The organism is Cytobacillus firmus, from assembly GCF_023657595.1.
Lineage (GTDB): Bacteria > Bacillota > Bacilli > Bacillales > Cytobacillaceae > Cytobacillus > Cytobacillus firmus_B.
Genome location: NZ_CP098323.1, coordinates 2,171,635 through 2,190,877 on the forward strand (window position 1 = coordinate 2,171,635; position 19,243 = coordinate 2,190,877).

The following is a 19,243-nucleotide window of genomic DNA, read 5'->3' on the forward strand; positions in this document are numbered from 1 at the left end:
AACCATCTGCCTCTTATTTTGAGGCAGAAATCAAATTAATAGATAGGAGCAGTGTAAATGGATTTAATTCTGAAAAATGCAAATATTCCGCAGGGAGATCGTCAGGTTTTAACGAATATTCTAGTAAACGAGGGAAAGATTGTTGGCTATACGAATGACATTTCTTTTCTGAATGCAGCCAAGGTTATTGATATTCAAGGAAAATTAGTTGTTCCAGGCTGTATTGATCCACATACCCACTTTATGGATCCCGGGTTTACTCACAGAGAAACATTTGCAACCGGCAGCCGTTCTGCAGCAGCTGGAGGCTTGACAACCATTATCGATATGCCATGCTGCAGCAAGCCATCTGTTCGGGATGGGGATAGCTTCAATAAAAAAATCGGTCCAATCAGAGATCAGGCTTATATTGATTACTGCTTCTGGGGCGGCATGACTGGTGAAGATGCACGTGAAGGCTGGATTGATAATATTTACCCTCAGATAGACCAGGGAGTTGTTGCATTTAAAGTTTACATGACTCCTTCTGTGCCTACCTTCCCTAAAGTATCTGACGCAGAAATGCTGGAGATTTTTAAAAACGTTGCAAAAACCGGTCTTCCTATTGGTGTTCATGCTGAAAACTATGATATCTGCACATTCAATTCGAAAAAACTTGAAAAAGAAGGCCGCCTTGACGGACCGGCATGGGCTGAAGCTCGTTCAAGCCTCGCTGAGAAAGTGGCCATTGAACTGATTCTCAGCTTCGCGGAAGCTACAGACGCACGTGTACATGTCGTACATATGAGCACAAAGGAAGGCGTCGAGCTGGTAAAAGCTGCAAAGAAGCGTGGTGTCAAGGTTACAGCTGAAACCTGCCCTCACTACCTTGTTTTAAATGCTCAGGATTCCATGTCAGAGCGGGGCTCCTATGCCAAAATTGCTCCTCCGCTGCGAGGAAAAGAGGATAACGAATCCCACTGGCAGGCACTGGCTGATGGAACAATCGACTTCGTCGGAACCGACCATGCCCCATATGAAATTGCCACCGAAAAGGATTATCCAGGTGCAACGATTTGGAACACCTTCCCTGGCATTCCGGGTGTAGAAACGATGGTGCCGATCCTTGTCAGTGAAGGCTTAAATAAAGGACGCATATCCTTATCGAGATTTGTAGAAGTAACGAGCCGTAATGCCGCCATTCATTATGGAATTTACCCTAAGAAAGGCTCAATGGAAATTGGCAGCGATGCTGATTTCACGGTTATCGACCTTGAAAAAGAGTATGTAATTGATGAACAGAAAACAGAATCAATGGCTAAATACAACCCGCTGCATGGCATGAAACTAAAAGGGAAGCCAGTACAAACCATTATCCGCGGAAGCGTGGTCTTCGAAGAAGATAAGGGGATAGTTGGAGAAGCGGGATATGGAGAATATGTTCCTCGTCAAAGCATCCAGAGACTTGAAAGAACATTGAAGTATGAAAAATACGAGGCGGTAAATGTGAAAACAAAAGATCCTGTAGCACAGCAATAAATATATATCGAGGGAGGCTGAAGGGATTGGAACTTAGGGGAAAAAAGCACTGTGTAGTCATTATTGATATGTTAAACGACTTTATCGGTGAAAAAGCAGCATTAAGGTGTGAAAATGGCGAAAAAATTGTTCCTAAAATTCAAGAACTTATTGAATTCGCACATAATCACAATATTCAGGTTGTGCATGTTCAGGAAGCTCACAGAAAGAATGACCGTGATTTCCGTGTAAGACCTGTCCATGCAGTAAAAGGGACCTGGGGTTCGGAGTTCATTCCAGAGCTTCAGCCCGATGAGAGCAAAGGAGATTATGTGATCCAAAAGAGGCGGCATAGTGCATTCAGTTATACTGATTTTGATCTCTTCCTGAGAGAAGAAGAAATTGATACGGTCGTCCTTACTGGAGTCTGGACCAATGTATGTGTACGCAGTACCGCCTCTGATGCCTTGTATCATGGCTATAATGTGATTTGCGTATCAGATGCCACCGCTTCGCAGGATGATGATATGCACGTATCAGGTCTAAGGGACATTGACATTTTCGGAGATATATTATCAACAGAAGAATACAAAGAACTGGCTAAAAAGAAATTCTCCCAAGACGAATCCGTTGTATAACTCATCTCAAGTTCCAAGGAAAAAACGAATTTTAGTGGGCATAACCGGAGCAAGCGGATCATTGTATGCATATACACTGATCCGAGCTCTTCATCAATTAGAGATCGAAACGCATTTAATTGCTACGGAGATGGGAGAAAAAGTAATGCAATTTGAATGCGGGATCAAGATGGACGAGCTGAAGGAATATGCCGCTATCCACAGCAACCGGAATCTTTTCGCTGCGGTTGCCAGCGGATCCTTTAAAACAGACGGAATGGTGATTGTGCCATGTTCGATGAATACATTGGGTGCGATTGCAAATGGAGTCGGCGATACGCTTCTAAGCAGGGCTGCCAGTGTGGTTTTAAAGGAGAATAGAAAGTTTATTATTGTTCCGAGAGAAGCCCCTTTTAATTTGATTCACCTGCGCAATATGACTCTCCTAGCTGAGAGCGGGGCTTGCATAATGCCAGCATCTCCAGGCTTTTATCATAAGCCGACGGAAATCTGGGAGCTGGCCAACTTTATGGTGGCGAGGATATTGGACATGCTGGATATTGACCATGAGCTCTTGGAGAGATGGGGGGAAAAGGCATGAACCCTGTAACAATGAGGGCTTTGCTGGACAGATGGGATAGCATGGGACTTCTTTATCGGGTGAAAAAAGAGGTGGACCCTCTCTATGAACTGGGAGCAGTGATAAACACGAAAAATGGCAGACAGCCTTTCTTATTTCAGAAAATCAAAGGCTATCAATCTTCCATGGCTGCCGGTTTGGGAGGAGACAGAGAGCTTTTGGCTGACAGCATGGGAATCACCCCATCTGAACTTATTCCTAAAATCATTGAATCAATTGTGAATCCTATTCCGACAACTTTAAGGCAAACTGGTCCTGTCCAGGAGAATCTTGTAACCGGGGAATTCGACCTGGCAGATTTGTTTCCTATACCAACCTATCATGCAGAAGACTCAGGTGCATATTATGTGGCAGGAATTCTGGTAGTTAAAGACTTATCCGGCAAAAAGAGGTATACCTCGATTCGCAGGATGCAATACCTTGGCGGTAATCGAACGAACATTCTTATAACCTCACCGGAACTGATGGAGCAATATGCCCATTATGAAAGCATCGGCGAACCGATGGAGGTGGCTGTTATGTTTGGTGTTGTTCCAGCGGTTGTCCTAAGTTCTCAGATCAGTACGCATTTGTACCATACCGACAAATTGGATGTAGCAGGTGCACTGCTTGGCCAGTCTCTGGATGTGGTTCAGTGCAAAACGGTCGATTTGGAAGTGCTGGCTGATGCGGAAATTGTTCTGGAAGGCAAGATGCTTCCATTTGAAAGAGAACTGGAAGGTCCGTTTGGCGAACTGGCCGGTTATTATGGCACCAGAACGCCACAGCCGATAGTAGAATTTTCAGCCGTTACTTACCGGAATAACGCTATCTCACAGACTATTTTTCCATCAAGTTATGAAGAAAGGCTGCCAATGGCGCTTGTTAGGGAAGCTACACTTTTAAGCACCGTCAGGCAGGTTGTTCCAAATATCAAAGCTGTACATATCCCGATGGGCGGTGTCGCCCGCTATCATGCAGTCATACAAATTGAAAAGAAGCATGATGGTGACGGCAAACAGGCGGCACTTGCAGCTTTTGCAAGCGATAAGGATTTAAAGCATGTGGTTGTTGTGAATGATGACGTCGATATCTTTGATTCGGATGATGTTGAGTGGGCTATTGCGACAAGAGTGCAGGCGGGGGATGATATTTTTATCGTACAGGGTGCGAAGGGATCACCGCTCGAGTCTTCCCATCATTTAAAAGGAGTCAGTGATAAGATGGGCATCGATGCCACCTATCCGCTTGGAAAAGAAGAGTTATTTAAAAGAACTTCAATCCCCATTGAAGTGAATCTTGAAGACTATCTTTAAGCTTTTGCAGTAGAGGAGGTCAAAAATGAAGGCAATTGGCTTGATAGAAACTAGGGGCTTGACAGCAGCTATTGAAGCGCTGGACGCAATGGCAAAAGCAGCAAATGTCAGCTTAGTAGATTTAAAGAGAGTCGGATCCGGACTTGTCACCGTCATTATTGAAGGGGATGTGGCAGCAGTCACAGCTGCTGTTGAGGTTGGGAAGACTGCTCACACCACGGCTGGAGGAGAACTGGTTTCGGCAAATGTAATACCCCGCCCTCATTCAGAACTTCGTAAAATTTTATAAGAGTATGTGTCAAAAGTGGAGGTGCATAATGTGTGTCTGACTTTATTAAAAGTGTTGTAGAAGAAGTAATGAAGCCCTACAGCAAGCAAAAAGAAAATCCTATTAATGGAGCTCCCAGTTTTCCCCCGCCCCGCAGCCAGCCGGGATTGAAGTCGGGTATACCGGGCATAAACCGGCCAAATTATCAGAAAGAAAAAATGAAAAAAAGAATAGCTGTTAATCATGCGGATGCGCCACAGTCTGCTAATCCACACCAAAACGTTAGAAGGCAGACAGTTTCACTTTCTTCACCTATGCCTTCCGCTAAAGGAAAAATGGCACAGCTTCAGACCCTGTCCCTGGTACAAGGGAAACAGCGGGTTACTGCCAGGGCTGAATCCGCAGAAACAAAACCCTGCCGAAATGCAAGAGAAAGCCAGCTTATCGGACAAACGCCGGAGGGTGTGAAAGTCTGGCTATTCTCTGATCTTCACCCCACCTTGGAAGGCTCCTTCCAGCGGGAATTAAAAACAGCCTCCATCGGGGTAGTGACTGCAAAAAAATGTACGCCCGGACAGCTATTTTTACTGAATGACCTTTTAAGAGAGTTTCCTTCTTTAAAATATTGCCTGTCATGGGACAAAAACAGCGGGCAATCCTTTTCGCTGGAGCTTTATGAAGAGGATTATGAAGTACTGTTAAACGCCTTAAAGAGCTTCTTCAAAAAACTTTCCCAAAAATCATTTAAAACGATTACAGCACATAAAGAAAAATCCCCCAGTCCGTGGCTTACAAAACAATTAGGGATTAACTCGTCAATTGGCGGTGTAGCTGTCATTGAAGGAATTGACTATTATTCGGGTATTTTGCTCCTTGACCGGCAGATGAAAAAAAATACGGCTGAACACATTAATTTTTTAATAGAGAAGGAATATGTGCTTCTTCACGGTCAGTTTGATGAGGTATCCCGGATCACGGATCTGCTTTGTAAGGAATTCGACAGGATTAAATAAGGCTTGGCCAGCAAGTCACAGATCAGCTCAATAATTCCAGAAAATTTAGCCGGTCTGACAATTTCATATGAGGAGGATTTTTCAGTTGCAAGCATTGGGTTTGATTGAAACCGTTGGTTATTCAACAGCAGTTTCTGCAGCAGATGCAGCCGTAAAAGCAGCAGATGTAGAAATTGTAGGAATTGAAAAAGTAATAGGAGTGGATGGCTACCTTGGCGTCACAATCCATTTTAACGGTGATGTTGCGGCTGTAAAGTCTGCAGTCGATGCCGGTGTGAGTTCAGCAGAGAGAATAGGAAAAGTAATTTCTGCTCATGTAATCCCGCGTGCACACAGTGAAGTGGCAGGGAAGCTGCTTCCGAATTTCAAACTGAAAGACATGCATCCGGAAGCAGGTGCTGAAAAAGAGGTTAAATCCGTAGATAAGCCACATGAAAAAAAGCAAGTTAAAAAACAAATTGAACCTGATGAAAATGATAATGATAAACCATCAGTTTAATAAACTTAAGGAGGAAACACACAATGGGTGAAGCATTGGGATTAATCGAGACGAAAGGCCTTGTTGGCGCAGTAGAGGCAGCGGATGCAATGGTTAAAGCAGCAAATGTGGAGATCTGCGGATATGAAAAAGTGGGATTTGGTCTTGTAACAGTTATGGTCAGAGGAGATGTTGGAGCGGTTAAAGCAGCGACCGATGCAGGAGCCGAAGCTGCCAGCCGAGTAGGAGAACTCATCTCGGTCCATGTCATTCCGAGACCGCACAGCGAAGTTGAAAGAGCTCTATTATCAAAAAATATCGGTGAATAAGCATGAGGAGCAAAAAGCAGAGTGTTATGGCAAAAAACACTCTGCAGGCGCTTTATATGCGAAATGAAAACTGGAGAGACAGAAAACCTCATATCCTGGCTCTATTAACCTCTCATTTGATAGGAATGGATCCGGGATTTTCTTACTTGAAAAAGTTAACAGAGGAAGATATTACACTTAGAATGACTGCTGAAGAAGAATTGCTGACCCAATTTCCGCTTGAGGAGTTAGTTTCTCTGACCGGAAATGACGATTGGATCTCTGCTTCCATGATTAATGATCAGCTTCTTGATCAGTTTGATGAAATTCTTTTGCCAATTCTATCATTTTCTCTGATAGCAGATCTATTGAACTGTAACGAACAAAGGCCTTTGGTGCGGATTATACTAATGGGTTTATTAAAAGGAAAACGGGTCACGGCGTTGAAGGCTGGAGGTGATCCTTTCAGTCAGTATTGGAAACTGAAAGGAATGGATAAAGGGCCGGACATATTAAAAAGAAAGCTTAATGGGCAGATGGCAGAGCTGAAGGTGCTTGGCATAAGATTAATAGATTTCAATGATAGGGCAGACTTTGCTGTTCATCAAATGAAGAAAACGGTTATTACCGATGAGACAGTCCGATTTGCCTATTTGAACAATCTTGATCAGCTGACTGTTCCAAAAGGGGCTATCATAACCCCCCTGGCAAAAGATACAGCAAAGGAACTTAAGATCGAAATTATTTTACATTAAGGGGTAGGTCTTTATGCAAATGGGAATAGTGGTTGGCCGTGTAACTGCCACAAGAAAAGATGATAATCTGGTGGGCACAAAACTATTAATTACCCAGCCTATAGGATTGGACGGCTCAATGTTACCGAACCCCATTATAACCGTTGATACTGTTGGTGCAGGCATTGGCGAGAAAGTCATCTATGTGACTGGAAGCATGGCATCAAGAGCGGTTCAGAATAAAGATGCACCTATCGATGCTGCCATTATCGGAATTATTGACAGTGTAGAAGGAATGGAAACAGGGGGTTAATAAATGGATGCAAAAAATATCAAAAAGGCAGTGCAGTACCGCAAGCTTATTGATGTTTTGCTTGATTCCAGCCAGTATGCCGATGTAGTTCTGAAAGGGGGATACTTTATTAATGTAATCACCCGTGAGATCTATGAAGCGGACGTTGCGATGAAAGGCGAATATATATTAATGGCAGGGGACGCAAAAGACTTAATTGGGCCAAAAACGATAGTTGAAAACATTCAGGGGAAATTCGTTTGTCCAGGGTTCATTGATTCTCATATGCATTTTGAGAGTGCGATGCTGACTTGTACGGAATTCTCCAAGCTTTCCATTCCGACAGGAACCACCACGCTGATAGGTGATCCGCATGAAATAGGGAACGTCCTGGGTGTTCACGGAATGCAGGCAATGATTGAAGAAGCTAAGACACTTCCAAACCGGGTATTATTCACGGTACCTTGTGCTGTGCCTGATGCTCCCGGTCTTGAAACATCCGGCTTTGATGTGACATCAAAGGATATGAAAGAGCTCCTGGCAGACCCATATGTGCAGGGAATTGGGGAGATTCAAAGCTTCAGCAATATAGGTCCCGTGTATGAGCATGCACCGGAATTAATAGACGATCTTGTTGCCGCAGTTTCATATGCAAACAGCATAGGAAAAACCGTTGAAGGGAACGCCCCAGGATTGTTTGGCAAAGAGCTTGCCGCCCATATTATCAGCGGAGGTAACCATGTGTCCTGCCATGAAACTACAACGAAAGAAGAAACAGTCGAAAAGCTGCGCAATGGGGTAAGTGTGTTCATGCGTGAAGGCTCTTCCCAAAGGAATATGGCCGACTGTATTCGTGCCATAACAGAGGATGGGCTGGATTCCCGCCGTGCAATCCTCGTATCAGATGATATGGTGCCTGCTGATCTATTAAATTACGGACATATGAATGATATCGTCCGCCGAACCATTGCAGTGGGGATTGATCCAGTGGAAGCCATCCAAATGGCGACCATTAATCCTGCCACCCACTTTGGCTTTAAGGATGTGGGGGTTATTGCACCAGGCAAAAGAGCAGATGTCGTTGTGATCAGTGATCTGAACAATATGACAATTGATCAGGTATACCTGGCAGGTAAAAAAGCAGCTGAAAAAGGCGAATTAACTATAGATATTGCTCCTTACATATATCCGGAAAGTGTGAAAAAGTCAGTGAAGCGGAAGCCTGTAACAGTGAAGGAAATCGCCATTGAAGCTCCAGGCAGCCGTGCAAAAGTAAGGGCAATTGAAGCGATACCTTTCCAGAACTTAACCGGCGGAAGCGAATATACGCTGAATGTCAAAGAAGGCATTGTGCAGCCATGCCTAAAGCAGGATGTTCTGCCTCTGCTGGTTGTTGAGCGCCACGGCAGAACCGGAAAAATCGGCAAGACGTTTCTTCATGGCTTTGATTTGAAAAGCGGAGCCATAGCAGAAAGTGTAGCCCATGATACACACAATATCATTGTTACAGGAACTAACTACGTAGACATGGCCATGGCGGTTAACCGTGTCATTGCCATGGATGGCGGAATAGCGATGATAAAGGATAGCAAAGTAGTAGGTGATCTTCCTCTCCGGATTGGCGGTTTAATGACAGATGAATTAACTGGAAAAGAAATGAGTGAAAAGGTCGACGAATTATCGCAGCTTGCCAAAGAAGTTCTGGGCTGCGGTATGGAAGTTCCCTTTATGCATTTATCATTCTGGTCATTGGTAACAAGCCCCAAATGGAAAATTACAGATATGGGGCTTATTGATGTAGATAAGTTTGAGGTCATTCCGACCATTATTAATTGATCATTAAAGCGGCGTTCTCTGCCGCTTTTCATATATACAGCAGGTAAAGGAGGAATAGCATGGGAGTTAAGCTTGTCGACTTAACACAGGAAATTTATCAGGGGATGCCTGTTTTTCCCCTTCATCAGAAAACAATGATCTTCCCGAATATCTCCCACGAAGAAAGTGAAAAGCAAATTGGATTTATGTTTGCTACTAATAATCTATTAATCAATGAACATGGTCCAACTCATAGTGATGCAACTTATGAGTATGATCCTAACGGCCAATACATCGATGAAATGCCGCTTGAGTATTTTTACGGGCCGGCAGTTTGCCTTGATGTATCCCACATCCAGCCTCATCAATATATAACAGACCGTGATCTCGAGGATGCACTGAGGAAATCACAGCAGTTTATTGAAAAAGGAGATATCGTCCTCCTCTATACAGGCCATTACAATCGGTCTTATGGTACCGACAAATGGCTCACCACTTATACCGGCCTGGATTATCAGGCAGCAAAATGGCTGGCTGATAAAGGTGCAGTCAATATAGGCATTGATGCCCCGGCCATTGACCATCCGGATGATCCAAAGTACTCCGGACATCTTATTTGCCGTGAATACGGAATAACCAATACTGAAAATCTTTGCAATCTCGACCAGATCGCAGGCATGCGATTTCTATATTTCGGACTCCCTCTCAGAATTCGGAAAGGAACGGGATCTCCGATTCGTGCGGTTGCAGTTTTCATTGAATAACAACAAAGGCTGGTGTTCTAAATGAAAGAGGTTTTTAACAGAGGCAAGATCCGGGACGAAATTATTATCCCGCCGTATGAAGGAAGAAGCGCACTGATTCACAAAGGGGAAGAGCTGATTATTATTGATATGGAAGGAAAACAGGTTGGGGACTTTGTCTGTTTTAACTATGAAGATCCCGAGGAACATGTTTCACCTGTCCATATGCGGGCTTCACTAAGCAGCATACGGCTTAAAACGGGAGACTGGCTATACAGCAACCGCCGCCGTCCGCTAATGCAGCTTTTGGAAGATACTGTTGGAAAACATGATTTCTTCTTTCCGGCATGTGATTATTACCGCTACAAAGTTGATTTCGACAAAGAGGACCATCCTAATTGCCATGATAATATTGCGGATGCATTGAAAAAGTATAATATTCATCCTGCTGTTATTCCGGATCCTATTAATATCTTTATGAATAATGTTCTTGATGATGCCGGGGATTATGTCATTGCCGAACCCCTTTCCAAGCCTGGCGATTACATAAGGCTGAAAGCGTTGTGTGATGTTGTCATTGCCTGTACAACATGTTCACAGGACATGGCGCCTGTTAATGGGTTTAAGGTGACCCCTATTAAAATGCAAATTATGGAGGCGGATTCATGAATGATATTCAGTTTCTTCAGCATCTGCTCCAGATTGACAGCTCCAATCCGCCCGGAAACGAGCATTTAGTGACTGAAGCCTTTATTAACAGATGCAAGCAAAATGGTCTGCCGTTTAAAGTGACCATGCTTGATGCGACCCGAAGCAATTTTGAAGTTACGCTTCCAGGAAAAAGCGGTAAACAGCTATTCTTATGCGGGCATATGGATACAGTTTCACCTGGAACAGGAGAATGGGTTTACTCCCCTTTTTCAGGAGAAATCGCAAATGGCCGGATTTATGGCAGAGGAGCTTCTGATATGAAGAGCGGCCTTGCAGCAATGTTCCTGGCTTTGGAGCAGCTGTATCTCTCCAATACTGATCTGCCTGCAGACGTTACCTTTCTGGCAACAGCCGGGGAAGAAGTCGACAGCTGCGGTGCCAGGACTTTTTTAAAAGAAAACGATGGCCGAAAAATTGATGCACTTGTCATTGCCGAACCGACAAATGAAAAAATTGTGATTGGCCATAAGGGAGCCCTTTGGCTTGAGATCACAGCTTATGGGAAAACCTCTCACGGTTCCATGCCGGAACAGGGAATCAATGCAGTAGATCATATGCTGAAAATAATCCGGGTATTGGATGAAATGAAAATTGAATGGAAGACAGAAAAGAAGCCCCTCGGACAAAGCAGCCTGGCTGTTACTATGATTGAAGGCGGAGTGCAGACCAATGTCATTCCAGATAAATGCAGCATCAGAGCAGATATTAGAACAGTTCCCCCTCAATCCCATTCCCTTTTTATAAACAAGCTAAAATCCAAACTCGATGTTCTCTTGGATCAGGGAGAAATTTATAAATACAGTATTGAGACCCTTCTTGACCGTCCATCTATTTTAACTGATCCTGCCCGGGACATTATTCAAATTGCGCAGATGGTAAAGGACGAATCGGAAGCGGACCATTACGGGGTGTCCTACTATACAGATGGTGCCGTACTTAATCCAAGAAGTGAAATTCCTACCTTGATTTATGGCCCAGGTGATGAAAAGCTGGCGCATAAGCCAAATGAGTGGGTTAGTCTGGCGGCATATCAGCGCTCCATTCAATTTTACAGACAGCTTATTATGTCATATGGGAAGCTGGAGCCGTCAGAAGTCAGTCCAATACGAGGGGGAGGAAGAAATTGAGCAGTATTCTGATAAAAAACGCTGAAATTATTACAATGAATGCAGCTGAAGAAATCATTTTCGGGGATTTATATATTGTAGATGACCGCATTGCCGACATTGGACAGAATTTAACACATAAAGCGGATAAAGTAATCGATGCCACTGGAAAGACGGTCATTCCAGGATTTATTCAGACACATATCCATCTGTGCCAGACATTATTCCGCGGGCAGGCTGATGATTTGGAGCTTCTTGATTGGCTGAAGCAGAAGATCTGGCCGCTTGAGGCATCACATGATGAAGAGTCTATCTATTATTCTGCTATGCTCGGAATTGGCGAATTGCTCCAGAGCGGAACAACAACTGTAGTGGACATGGAAACCGTTAATCATACGGAATATGCCTTTCAGGCCATTGCCGAAAGCGGCATTCGGGCACTTGCCGGAAAGGTCATGATGGATAAAGGGGATGAGGTCCCTGTTCCGTTAAGAGAAAATACCTCTAAATCCATCCAGCAAAGCGTGGATCTCCTTGAAAGATGGCATAATCGTGAAAACGGTCGCATACAATATGCCTTCTGTCCCCGATTTGTCGTTTCCTGCACAGAGGAATTGCTGACAAATGTCAGGGATCTCTCAGCACAGTACAACGTAAGGGTCCATACTCATGCATCCGAAAATGCCAGTGAAATTCTCCTTGTTGAAAGAGAGCTTGGCATGCGGAATGTAGTCTATCTGGACAGCATTGGCCTTGCCAATGAAAGGCTGATACTTGCCCATTGTGTTTGGCTTAATGAAGAAGAAAAAAGAATCATTAAAGAACGGGGCGTAAAGGTCAGCCATTGTCCGGGATCCAATCTAAAACTGGCATCAGGTGTGGCAGAGATTCCATCATTACTGGATCAGCAGGCATTTGTCAGCCTTGGTGCTGATGGGGCTCCCTGCAATAACAACCTGGATATGTTTAATGAAATGAGATTGGCTGCAATCATTCAGAAGCCTGTGCACGGCCCAACTGCAATGAATGCAAGAACCGTCTTCCGAATGGCGACAATCGGCGGAGCGAAGGCAGTTGGAATGGAACAGGAAATCGGAAGTCTGGAGCCCGGAAAGAAAGCAGACCTTGCTATCCTTAATCTGAATGATTTTCATATATATCCGTCATTTGATATCGATACTATCTCAAGGATAGTCTATTCAGCCACTCGTGCAGATGTTGAATCCACCATTGTGAACGGCAAAATGGTGATGGAAAATCGGAAGCTGAACACAGTCGATAAAGAAATGGTTTTAAATGAAGCGAACACCAGCATAAAGAGGCTGCTCAAAAGATTAGAGACAGCAGTTTATTAATCTTCTAATTCGGCTGAAAGCAAATCAGCCGTTTTTTTTATGGTAAAATATAGTAAAGGGGTGTGGTGTTGTGAAAGTGGAAGTTTTAGATCATGCAAATCTTATGCAGGCAGCTGAGTTTATTGCAAAAATGAACATCTTGCCAGAGTGTCATATAGGTTATTTGGGGACCAGTCAAAACGATATTTTTCAAAGTCTGGAAGAAATGAATCGTGATGCCGAGTCAGCTGCGTTCATTGTCCGGGAGGGTGATGCTCTTGCTGGTTTTCTGGGTGCAGATGCCGATCTTAATAAAGGGACAGCTGAGTTATGGGGACCTTTTGGACAGGAAAATGAGCTTATGGGACTACTATGGGAAAAAGCACTCCATTTTTTTGAAGGAAAGCTGCATACATATTTTTTATTTGCTGATACAGCCAACCATGATGCTGCAGAATTTGCATCAAAAAACGGATTCATGCTGCAATCGGCTCAAACATACATGGAACTGATAGATAATTCATTCAATGGTTTAAGAAAGGTTAGTTTATTGCCGATTCACTGTCATAGTGCATTTATTCATTTGCATGATGCCTTATTTCCTCAAACATATTATTCAGGAAAAGAGATTATCGAAAGAATGAATGATAATTACAAAGTCTATACATCTCTTGATGCTGACGGATTAAATGGCTATTTATATGCAGAATACAATCGTGAAGAAAAAGAAGGAAGCATTGAATTTATTGGTGTGTACCCCTGTAAGCGCAAGAATGGAATTGGACGGAATCTGCTGGAAATGGCGGTTCATGATCTTTTTGTGAATAGTGGAGCCAATAGCATTAAGCTTTGTGCAGGGACAGCAAACGAGAAAGCGCTGTCTATTTATAAAAAAGCAGGGTTTACAATTGAGAGGTCATTGAATTTTTATAAATTCGATATCCGGGAATAAGAGCAATAAGTTAGTGTGCTTTTGCGATTTTAGGTAAAATATAAATAACCAGATAAAATTGGAGGGAACAAAATGGCTATTGAAAACCCGAGCAGGGACGAAATCGGTGTCCTTTTAAAAAAGTCGAAGCGGATTGCTGTTGTAGGATTAAGCGGAAATCCTGATCGTACATCCTATATGGTATCAGAGGCGATGCAAAAAGCCGGCTATGAAATCATTCCGGTTAATCCGTCGGTTGATGAAGTACTTGGTGTAAAGGCAGTGCCCAGCCTTAAAGACATCGAGGGGCATGTAGATATCGTTAATATTTTCAGGCGATCTGAGTTTCTTCCGGAAATTGCACGGGAATTTGCTGAAATAGATGCTGATATCTTCTGGGCTCAGCTCGGAGTGGCAAACCAGGAAGCATACGATTTTCTTAAAGAAAAACGGTACACTGTCATCATGGACCGCTGCATTAAAGTTGAGCATGCTCTGACAAAGTAAACTAAAGCATGAGGTCTATATAAGATCTCATGTTTTTTATTTTTTGTAGAATCCCTGTAAATAAAGGGTTCGTGTAACGGAAATAATCATGATAAATCTCTTAAATCCCAAGATCTTATTTGCCAAAACCAAATAAATAGATAAAATAAAGCATAGACCATCCTAATTTATATGGTAAAATATAAATATAGAACATCTGTTCGAACATTGTTTTTCAAGATGAAAATTGGCTGTATAGCCGAATTCTTATAGGGGTGTTCCAATGCCGTGTTTTCGGCGGCAAGTGTTTTGCAGGAAATGAAAGGGGTATGTTCGTGGCAAGAAATCAGGAAGCTTTTGACTACAATGATGATGCCATACAGGTACTCGAAGGGCTGGAAGCGGTTAGAAAACGCCCTGGGATGTACATTGGAAGTACGGATGCAAGGGGTTTGCACCATCTTGTATATGAGATTGTCGATAATGCTGTCGATGAAGCACTGGCAGGTTACGGGGATCATATCATTGTCAGAATACATAAAGATAATTCTATTAGTGTACAAGATAAAGGACGCGGAATGCCTACAGGTATGCATAGAATGGGCAAGCCGACTCCAGAAGTCATATTAACTGTCCTTCATGCAGGGGGAAAGTTTGGCCAGGGAGGCTATAAGACGAGCGGCGGGCTTCATGGTGTTGGTGCATCTGTCGTCAACGCCCTTTCCGAATGGCTTGTGGTTAAAATTAAACGTGACGGCTTTGTATATGAACAGCGTTTCGAGCTGGGCGGCAAGCCGGTGACCACATTGGAAAAGACCGGCAAAACAAATCAATCAGGGACTACCATTCATTTTAAGCCGGATCCGTCGATTTTCTCGACAACCACATATAATTACGAAACGCTCTGTGAGCGTCTTCGTGAATCTGCTTTCCTTCTTAAAGGAATGAAAATAGAAATCATAGATGAGCGTAGTGATTTTCATGACGTTTTTCACTATGAAAACGGCATAGAAGCATTTGTAGAATATTTAAATGAAGAAAAGGATGTTCTGCACCCTGTCGTAAGCTTTGAAGGCGAAAGCAATGCAATTGAAGTGGATTTTGCTTTTCAATTCAATGATGGCTACTCAGAAAATGTTCTTTCATTCGTCAACAACGTCCGCACAAAGGACGGCGGTACGCATGAGGCTGGAAGCAAAACTGCGATGACAAGGGCTTTTAATGAATATGCCCGCAAAGTGAATCTTCTGAAGGAAAAAGATAAAAACCTGGATGGAGCGGATCTGCGTGAAGGATTCACGGCGATCATATCTGTTCGTGTTCCTGAGGAGCTTCTGCAGTTTGAGGGTCAGACGAAAGGCAAGCTGGGGACCAGTGAAGCACGTTCTGCTGTTGATTCAGTTGTTTCCGAGCATTTATCTTATTTCCTTGAAGAAAACCCTGAGACAAGCTCTCTGTTAATTAAAAAGGCGATAAAAGCTTTCCAGGCGAGAGAAGCGGCCCGCAAAGCACGTGAGGAAGCAAGAAGCGGGAAAAAGAGGAAAAAATCGGAAGCGATGCTTTCGGGAAAACTGACTCCGGCCCAATCGCGGAACCCTCAAAGAAACGAATTATATCTGGTTGAGGGTGATTCCGCCGGTGGGTCTGCCAAACAGGGACGGGACAGGCGTTTTCAGGCTGTGCTTCCGCTTAGAGGTAAAGTAATCAATACAGAAAAAGCAAAGCTTGCGGATATCTTTAAAAATGAAGAAATCAATACCATTATCCATGCCGTTGGGGCAGGTGTAGGCGCGGATTTTAATCTGGATGATGTCAACTATGATAAGGTAATCATCATGACAGATGCCGACACTGATGGAGCGCATATCCAGGTGCTCCTGCTCACGTTCTTTTACAGGTATATGAAACCGCTGCTTGAAGCGGGAAAGGTATTCATTGCGCTGCCTCCTTTATATAAAGTCAGCAGGGGGTCAGGCAAAAAAGAAGTGATTGAGTATGCATGGAGTGATGATGATCTTCAGGATACCATTAAAAAAGTGGGTAAAGGCTATATGCTTCAGCGCTATAAAGGGCTTGGAGAAATGAACGCCGACCAGTTGTGGGAGACAACTATGGATCCGGAGTCGCGCACATTGATCCGCGTTAAAATTGATGATGCAGCCAGAGCTGAACGCCGTGTAACCACCTTGATGGGCGATAAAGTTGAACCCCGCCGCAAATGGATCGAATCGAATGTGGCATTCGGCCTTGAAGAAGATGGAAGCATACTTGAAAATGAAAATATTTCAGTACTAGAGGAGGAGGGTGTTGACTCATGAGTTCTGCTGAAAAATTCCGGGACCTTCCTCTTGAAGATGTATTAGGCGACCGCTTTGGGCGTTATAGTAAATATATTATTCAGGATCGTGCCCTTCCAGATGCACGTGATGGGCTAAAGCCCGTTCAAAGACGGATACTTTATGCCATGCACGTAGAAGGAAACACACATGAAAAGGGCTTTAGAAAGTCCGCAAAAACAGTCGGGAATGTAATCGGCAATTATCATCCGCATGGCGATACTTCAGTTTATGACGCGATGGTGCGGATGAGCCAGGATTGGAAGGTCCGTAACCTTCTTGTGGAAATGCACGGCAATAATGGGAGCATCGATGGAGATCCCCCAGCAGCCATGCGTTATACAGAAGCCCGTTTATCTCCCCTTTCTTCCGAATTGCTGAGAGATATTGAGAAAAGAACCGTTGAATTCATCCCTAACTTTGATGACACGTCCAATGAGCCAACCGTTTTGCCGGCAGTTTATCCGAATTTGCTTGTCAATGGCTCAACAGGCATTTCTGCAGGGTATGCAACTGATATTCCGCCCCATCATCTAAATGAGATAATTGATGGCGTTATTTTACGGATGGATAAGCCTGATTGTTCCATAGATGATCTGATGGAGCATATTAAAGGCCCGGACTTCCCTACGGGGGGCATTATCCAGGGAGTCGATGGAATAAAAAAAGCTTATGAAACAGGAAGAGGCAAAATCATTGTCCGCGGAAAGGCTGAATTTGAGGATTTGCGCGGAGGGAAAAAGCAGATCGTTATCACTGAGATTCCTTATGAAGTGAATAAAGCGAACCTGGTTAAGAAGATTGATGAATTCCGCCTTGACCGGAAAGTTGAAGGCATTGCCGAAGTCCGTGATGAAACAGACCGGACCGGCCTCCGAATTGTAATCGAGTTAAAAAAGGATGCAGATCCTGAAGGTGTCCTTCACTACCTGTACAAAAACAGTGACCTGCAGATCCCATATAACTTCAATATGGTTGCCATTCACAATCGCCATCCGAAATTAATGGGATTACGAGAGCTGCTGGATGCTTATATAGGCCATCGTAAAGAAGTCGTAACACGGAGATCCCAGTATGAGCTGCAAAAAGCTGAGGCGCGCCAGCATATCGTTGAGGGACTCATGAAGGCTCTTTCTATCCTGGACGAAGTGATTGCAGCGATCCGCGCTTCTAAAGACAAACGGGATGCGAAAGATAATCTGATTGCAAAGTTTGAGTTCACTGAACCTCAGGCAGAAGCAATTGTTTCCCTGCAGCTATATCGCTTAACAAATACCGATATAACCGCCTTAAGAGCAGAGGCCGAGGAACTTGCTAAGCTAATCGGCGAGCTTAAAGCTATTCTCGAAAGCGAGAAGAAGCTGCTCTCGGTTATTAAAAAAGAGTTAAGGGATGTTAAAAAGCGCTTTGCGGATGAACGACGTACCAGAATTGAAGCGGAAATCGAGGAAATCAAGATCAATCTTGAGGTTCTGGTAGCAAGTGAAGATGTTATTGTTACGGTAACGAAGGAAGGCTATGTCAAGCGTACCAGCCAGAGATCGTTTGCCGCCTCTAACGGACAGGATTTCGGCATGAAGGATTCAGACAGAATTATTGCCCAGCTTGATATGAATACAACTGATGTTCTCCTTGTATTTACGAATAAAGGCAACTATCTGTACTGCCCTGTTCACCAGCTGCCGGATATCCGCTGGAAAGATCTTGGTCAGCATATTGCCAATATCATTCCGATTGACCGGAATGAATCGATTGTCCGTGCCATTCCTGTAAAAGATTTTGAAACGGAAGAATATCTTTTGTTCATGACCAAGAACGGCATGGTAAAGAAAACCGAGCTGAAATCATATAAGGCACAGCGATATTCTAAACCGCTGGTTGCTGTCAATGTTAAGCGCGATGATGAAGTTCTTGACGTTTATTTAACTGATGGCACGAAGGAAATTTTCCTTGCGACCCACCAGGGATATGGCCTCTGGTTCCACGAGGAAGAGGTCAGCATTGTAGGGGCAAGGGCTGCCGGAGTTAAAGGCATCAATCTCAAAGACGGCGACTTTGTTACAGGCGCTCAGCTTATAGAGGACCCGAAAGAACAGGCTGTTGTGATTGTTACACAGCGGGGCTCCATTAAAAAAATGAAGCTGACTGAATTTGAACGCACCTCACGTGCCAAGAGAGGCGTAGTGATGCTTCGTGAATTGAAATCAAACCCTCATCGCATTATTGGGTGTGTAATTGTCCGCAGCAAAGATGATTTATACATTGAAACAGAAAAAGGCCATATAGAAGCAGTTAATGCTTCGGCAATCCGTTATAATGACCGCTATTCAAATGGATCGTTCATCCTTGACGATTCCGAAAGCGGCAAAGCAAAATGCATCTGGAAAGCTGAGGCAGAAAATACTGTCAATGCAACTGAATAGAATTACTAGCCCCTGTGAATACAGGGGTTTATTTGTCTGCTAAATTAATAATTTCCGGTGTGTATATCATCTTTTTAAATTAAAACTGAATCCAAAATAGTTTGAATAATGTTATTCTTATGAAAGTTTATTTGTATAAAAAATTAATACTAGTTTAAATGAAAGCGATTAAAAATATTTAATTGGCTTGTGCAGAAATCCATTTTAATTCGCTTA

The 19,243-nt window shown here is 43.6% G+C and carries 19 protein-coding genes; all 19 read left to right on the plus strand.

What is annotated here, in order from left to right:
• Window positions 1-57 precede the first annotated feature (57 nt).
• The 19 genes from allB to parC all read left to right on the plus strand — a co-directional run bounded on the left by allB (window position 58) and on the right by parC (window position 19,027).
• On the plus strand, window positions 58-1,518 hold the full coding sequence (allB, locus tag NAF01_RS11060) for an allantoinase AllB (protein ID WP_048010090.1): 1,461 nt from the start codon (window positions 58-60) through the stop codon (window positions 1,516-1,518).
• Window positions 1,519-1,544: 26 nt separating this feature from the next.
• The gene (locus NAF01_RS11065) at window positions 1,545-2,135 is read left to right on the plus strand and encodes a cysteine hydrolase family protein (protein ID WP_250802285.1); all 591 of its coding nucleotides are present in this window, start codon (window positions 1,545-1,547) and stop codon (window positions 2,133-2,135) included.
• The gene (locus tag NAF01_RS11070; protein ID WP_206701238.1) at window positions 2,128-2,715 is read left to right on the plus strand and encodes a UbiX family flavin prenyltransferase; all 588 of its coding nucleotides are present in this window, start codon (window positions 2,128-2,130) and stop codon (window positions 2,713-2,715) included. The genes NAF01_RS11065 and NAF01_RS11070 overlap by 8 nt, the downstream gene beginning before the upstream one ends.
• Window positions 2,712-4,049 (plus strand): UbiD family decarboxylase, encoded by a 1,338-nt coding sequence (locus NAF01_RS11075; RefSeq protein ID WP_048010088.1) that lies wholly within the window; start codon window positions 2,712-2,714, stop codon window positions 4,047-4,049. Before NAF01_RS11070 ends, NAF01_RS11075 begins: the two co-directional genes overlap by 4 nt.
• A gap of 25 nt (window positions 4,050-4,074) precedes the next feature.
• Complete coding sequence (locus tag NAF01_RS11080) at window positions 4,075-4,338, plus strand: BMC domain-containing protein (protein WP_048010087.1); 264 nt, start codon at window positions 4,075-4,077, stop codon at window positions 4,336-4,338.
• Between the two features lie 32 nt (window positions 4,339-4,370).
• Window positions 4,371-5,330 (plus strand): hypothetical protein, encoded by a 960-nt coding sequence (locus tag NAF01_RS11085; protein WP_250802286.1) that lies wholly within the window; start codon window positions 4,371-4,373, stop codon window positions 5,328-5,330.
• Between the two features lie 85 nt (window positions 5,331-5,415).
• Window positions 5,416-5,829 carry a BMC domain-containing protein gene (locus NAF01_RS11090; RefSeq protein WP_035332393.1) on the plus strand — a complete coding sequence of 138 codons (414 nt, stop codon included), beginning with the start codon at window positions 5,416-5,418 and terminating at the stop codon, window positions 5,827-5,829.
• Window positions 5,830-5,852: 23 nt separating this feature from the next.
• Window positions 5,853-6,137: a BMC domain-containing protein gene (locus NAF01_RS11095; protein ID WP_009334686.1), complete on the plus strand. Its 285-nt coding sequence runs from the start codon at window positions 5,853-5,855 to the stop codon at window positions 6,135-6,137.
• A 26-nt stretch (window positions 6,138-6,163) separates the two neighbouring features.
• On the plus strand, window positions 6,164-6,871 hold the full coding sequence (locus NAF01_RS11100; RefSeq protein WP_227887022.1) for a hypothetical protein: 708 nt from the start codon (window positions 6,164-6,166) through the stop codon (window positions 6,869-6,871).
• A gap of 13 nt (window positions 6,872-6,884) precedes the next feature.
• Entirely contained in the window at window positions 6,885-7,163 is a 279-nt protein-coding gene (locus NAF01_RS11105; RefSeq protein WP_048010084.1) for a EutN/CcmL family microcompartment protein, read from the plus strand.
• Window positions 7,164-7,166: 3 nt separating this feature from the next.
• The gene (locus tag NAF01_RS11110) at window positions 7,167-8,978 is read left to right on the plus strand and encodes an adenine deaminase (RefSeq protein ID WP_048010083.1); all 1,812 of its coding nucleotides are present in this window, start codon (window positions 7,167-7,169) and stop codon (window positions 8,976-8,978) included.
• Window positions 8,979-9,037: 59 nt separating this feature from the next.
• Window positions 9,038-9,721, plus strand: a complete 684-nt coding sequence (locus NAF01_RS11115; protein ID WP_048010082.1) for a cyclase family protein — start codon at window positions 9,038-9,040, stop codon at window positions 9,719-9,721.
• 21 nt (window positions 9,722-9,742) lie between these two features.
• Window positions 9,743-10,369, plus strand: a complete 627-nt coding sequence (locus NAF01_RS11120; protein WP_250802287.1) for a DUF1989 domain-containing protein — start codon at window positions 9,743-9,745, stop codon at window positions 10,367-10,369.
• Window positions 10,366-11,538, plus strand: a complete 1,173-nt coding sequence (locus NAF01_RS11125) for a M20 family metallopeptidase (RefSeq protein ID WP_250802288.1) — start codon at window positions 10,366-10,368, stop codon at window positions 11,536-11,538. Before NAF01_RS11120 ends, NAF01_RS11125 begins: the two co-directional genes overlap by 4 nt.
• Window positions 11,535-12,872, plus strand: coding sequence for a 5'-deoxyadenosine deaminase (locus NAF01_RS11130; protein ID WP_250802289.1), 1,338 nt, complete (start codon window positions 11,535-11,537; stop codon window positions 12,870-12,872). The genes NAF01_RS11125 and NAF01_RS11130 overlap by 4 nt, the downstream gene beginning before the upstream one ends.
• Window positions 12,873-12,942: 70 nt before the next feature.
• Window positions 12,943-13,803 carry a GNAT family N-acetyltransferase gene (locus NAF01_RS11135; RefSeq protein ID WP_250802290.1) on the plus strand — a complete coding sequence of 287 codons (861 nt, stop codon included), beginning with the start codon at window positions 12,943-12,945 and terminating at the stop codon, window positions 13,801-13,803.
• Window positions 13,804-13,875: 72 nt separating this feature from the next.
• Window positions 13,876-14,289 (plus strand): CoA-binding protein, encoded by a 414-nt coding sequence (locus tag NAF01_RS11140; RefSeq protein WP_048010077.1) that lies wholly within the window; start codon window positions 13,876-13,878, stop codon window positions 14,287-14,289.
• Window positions 14,290-14,603: 314 nt separating this feature from the next.
• Window positions 14,604-16,586, plus strand: coding sequence for a DNA topoisomerase IV subunit B (gene parE, locus NAF01_RS11145; RefSeq protein ID WP_284709507.1), 1,983 nt, complete (start codon window positions 14,604-14,606; stop codon window positions 16,584-16,586).
• On the plus strand, window positions 16,583-19,027 hold the full coding sequence (parC, locus tag NAF01_RS11150) for a DNA topoisomerase IV subunit A (RefSeq protein WP_048010075.1): 2,445 nt from the start codon (window positions 16,583-16,585) through the stop codon (window positions 19,025-19,027). Before parE ends, parC begins: the two co-directional genes overlap by 4 nt.
• Window positions 19,028-19,243: the final 216 nt, after the last annotated feature.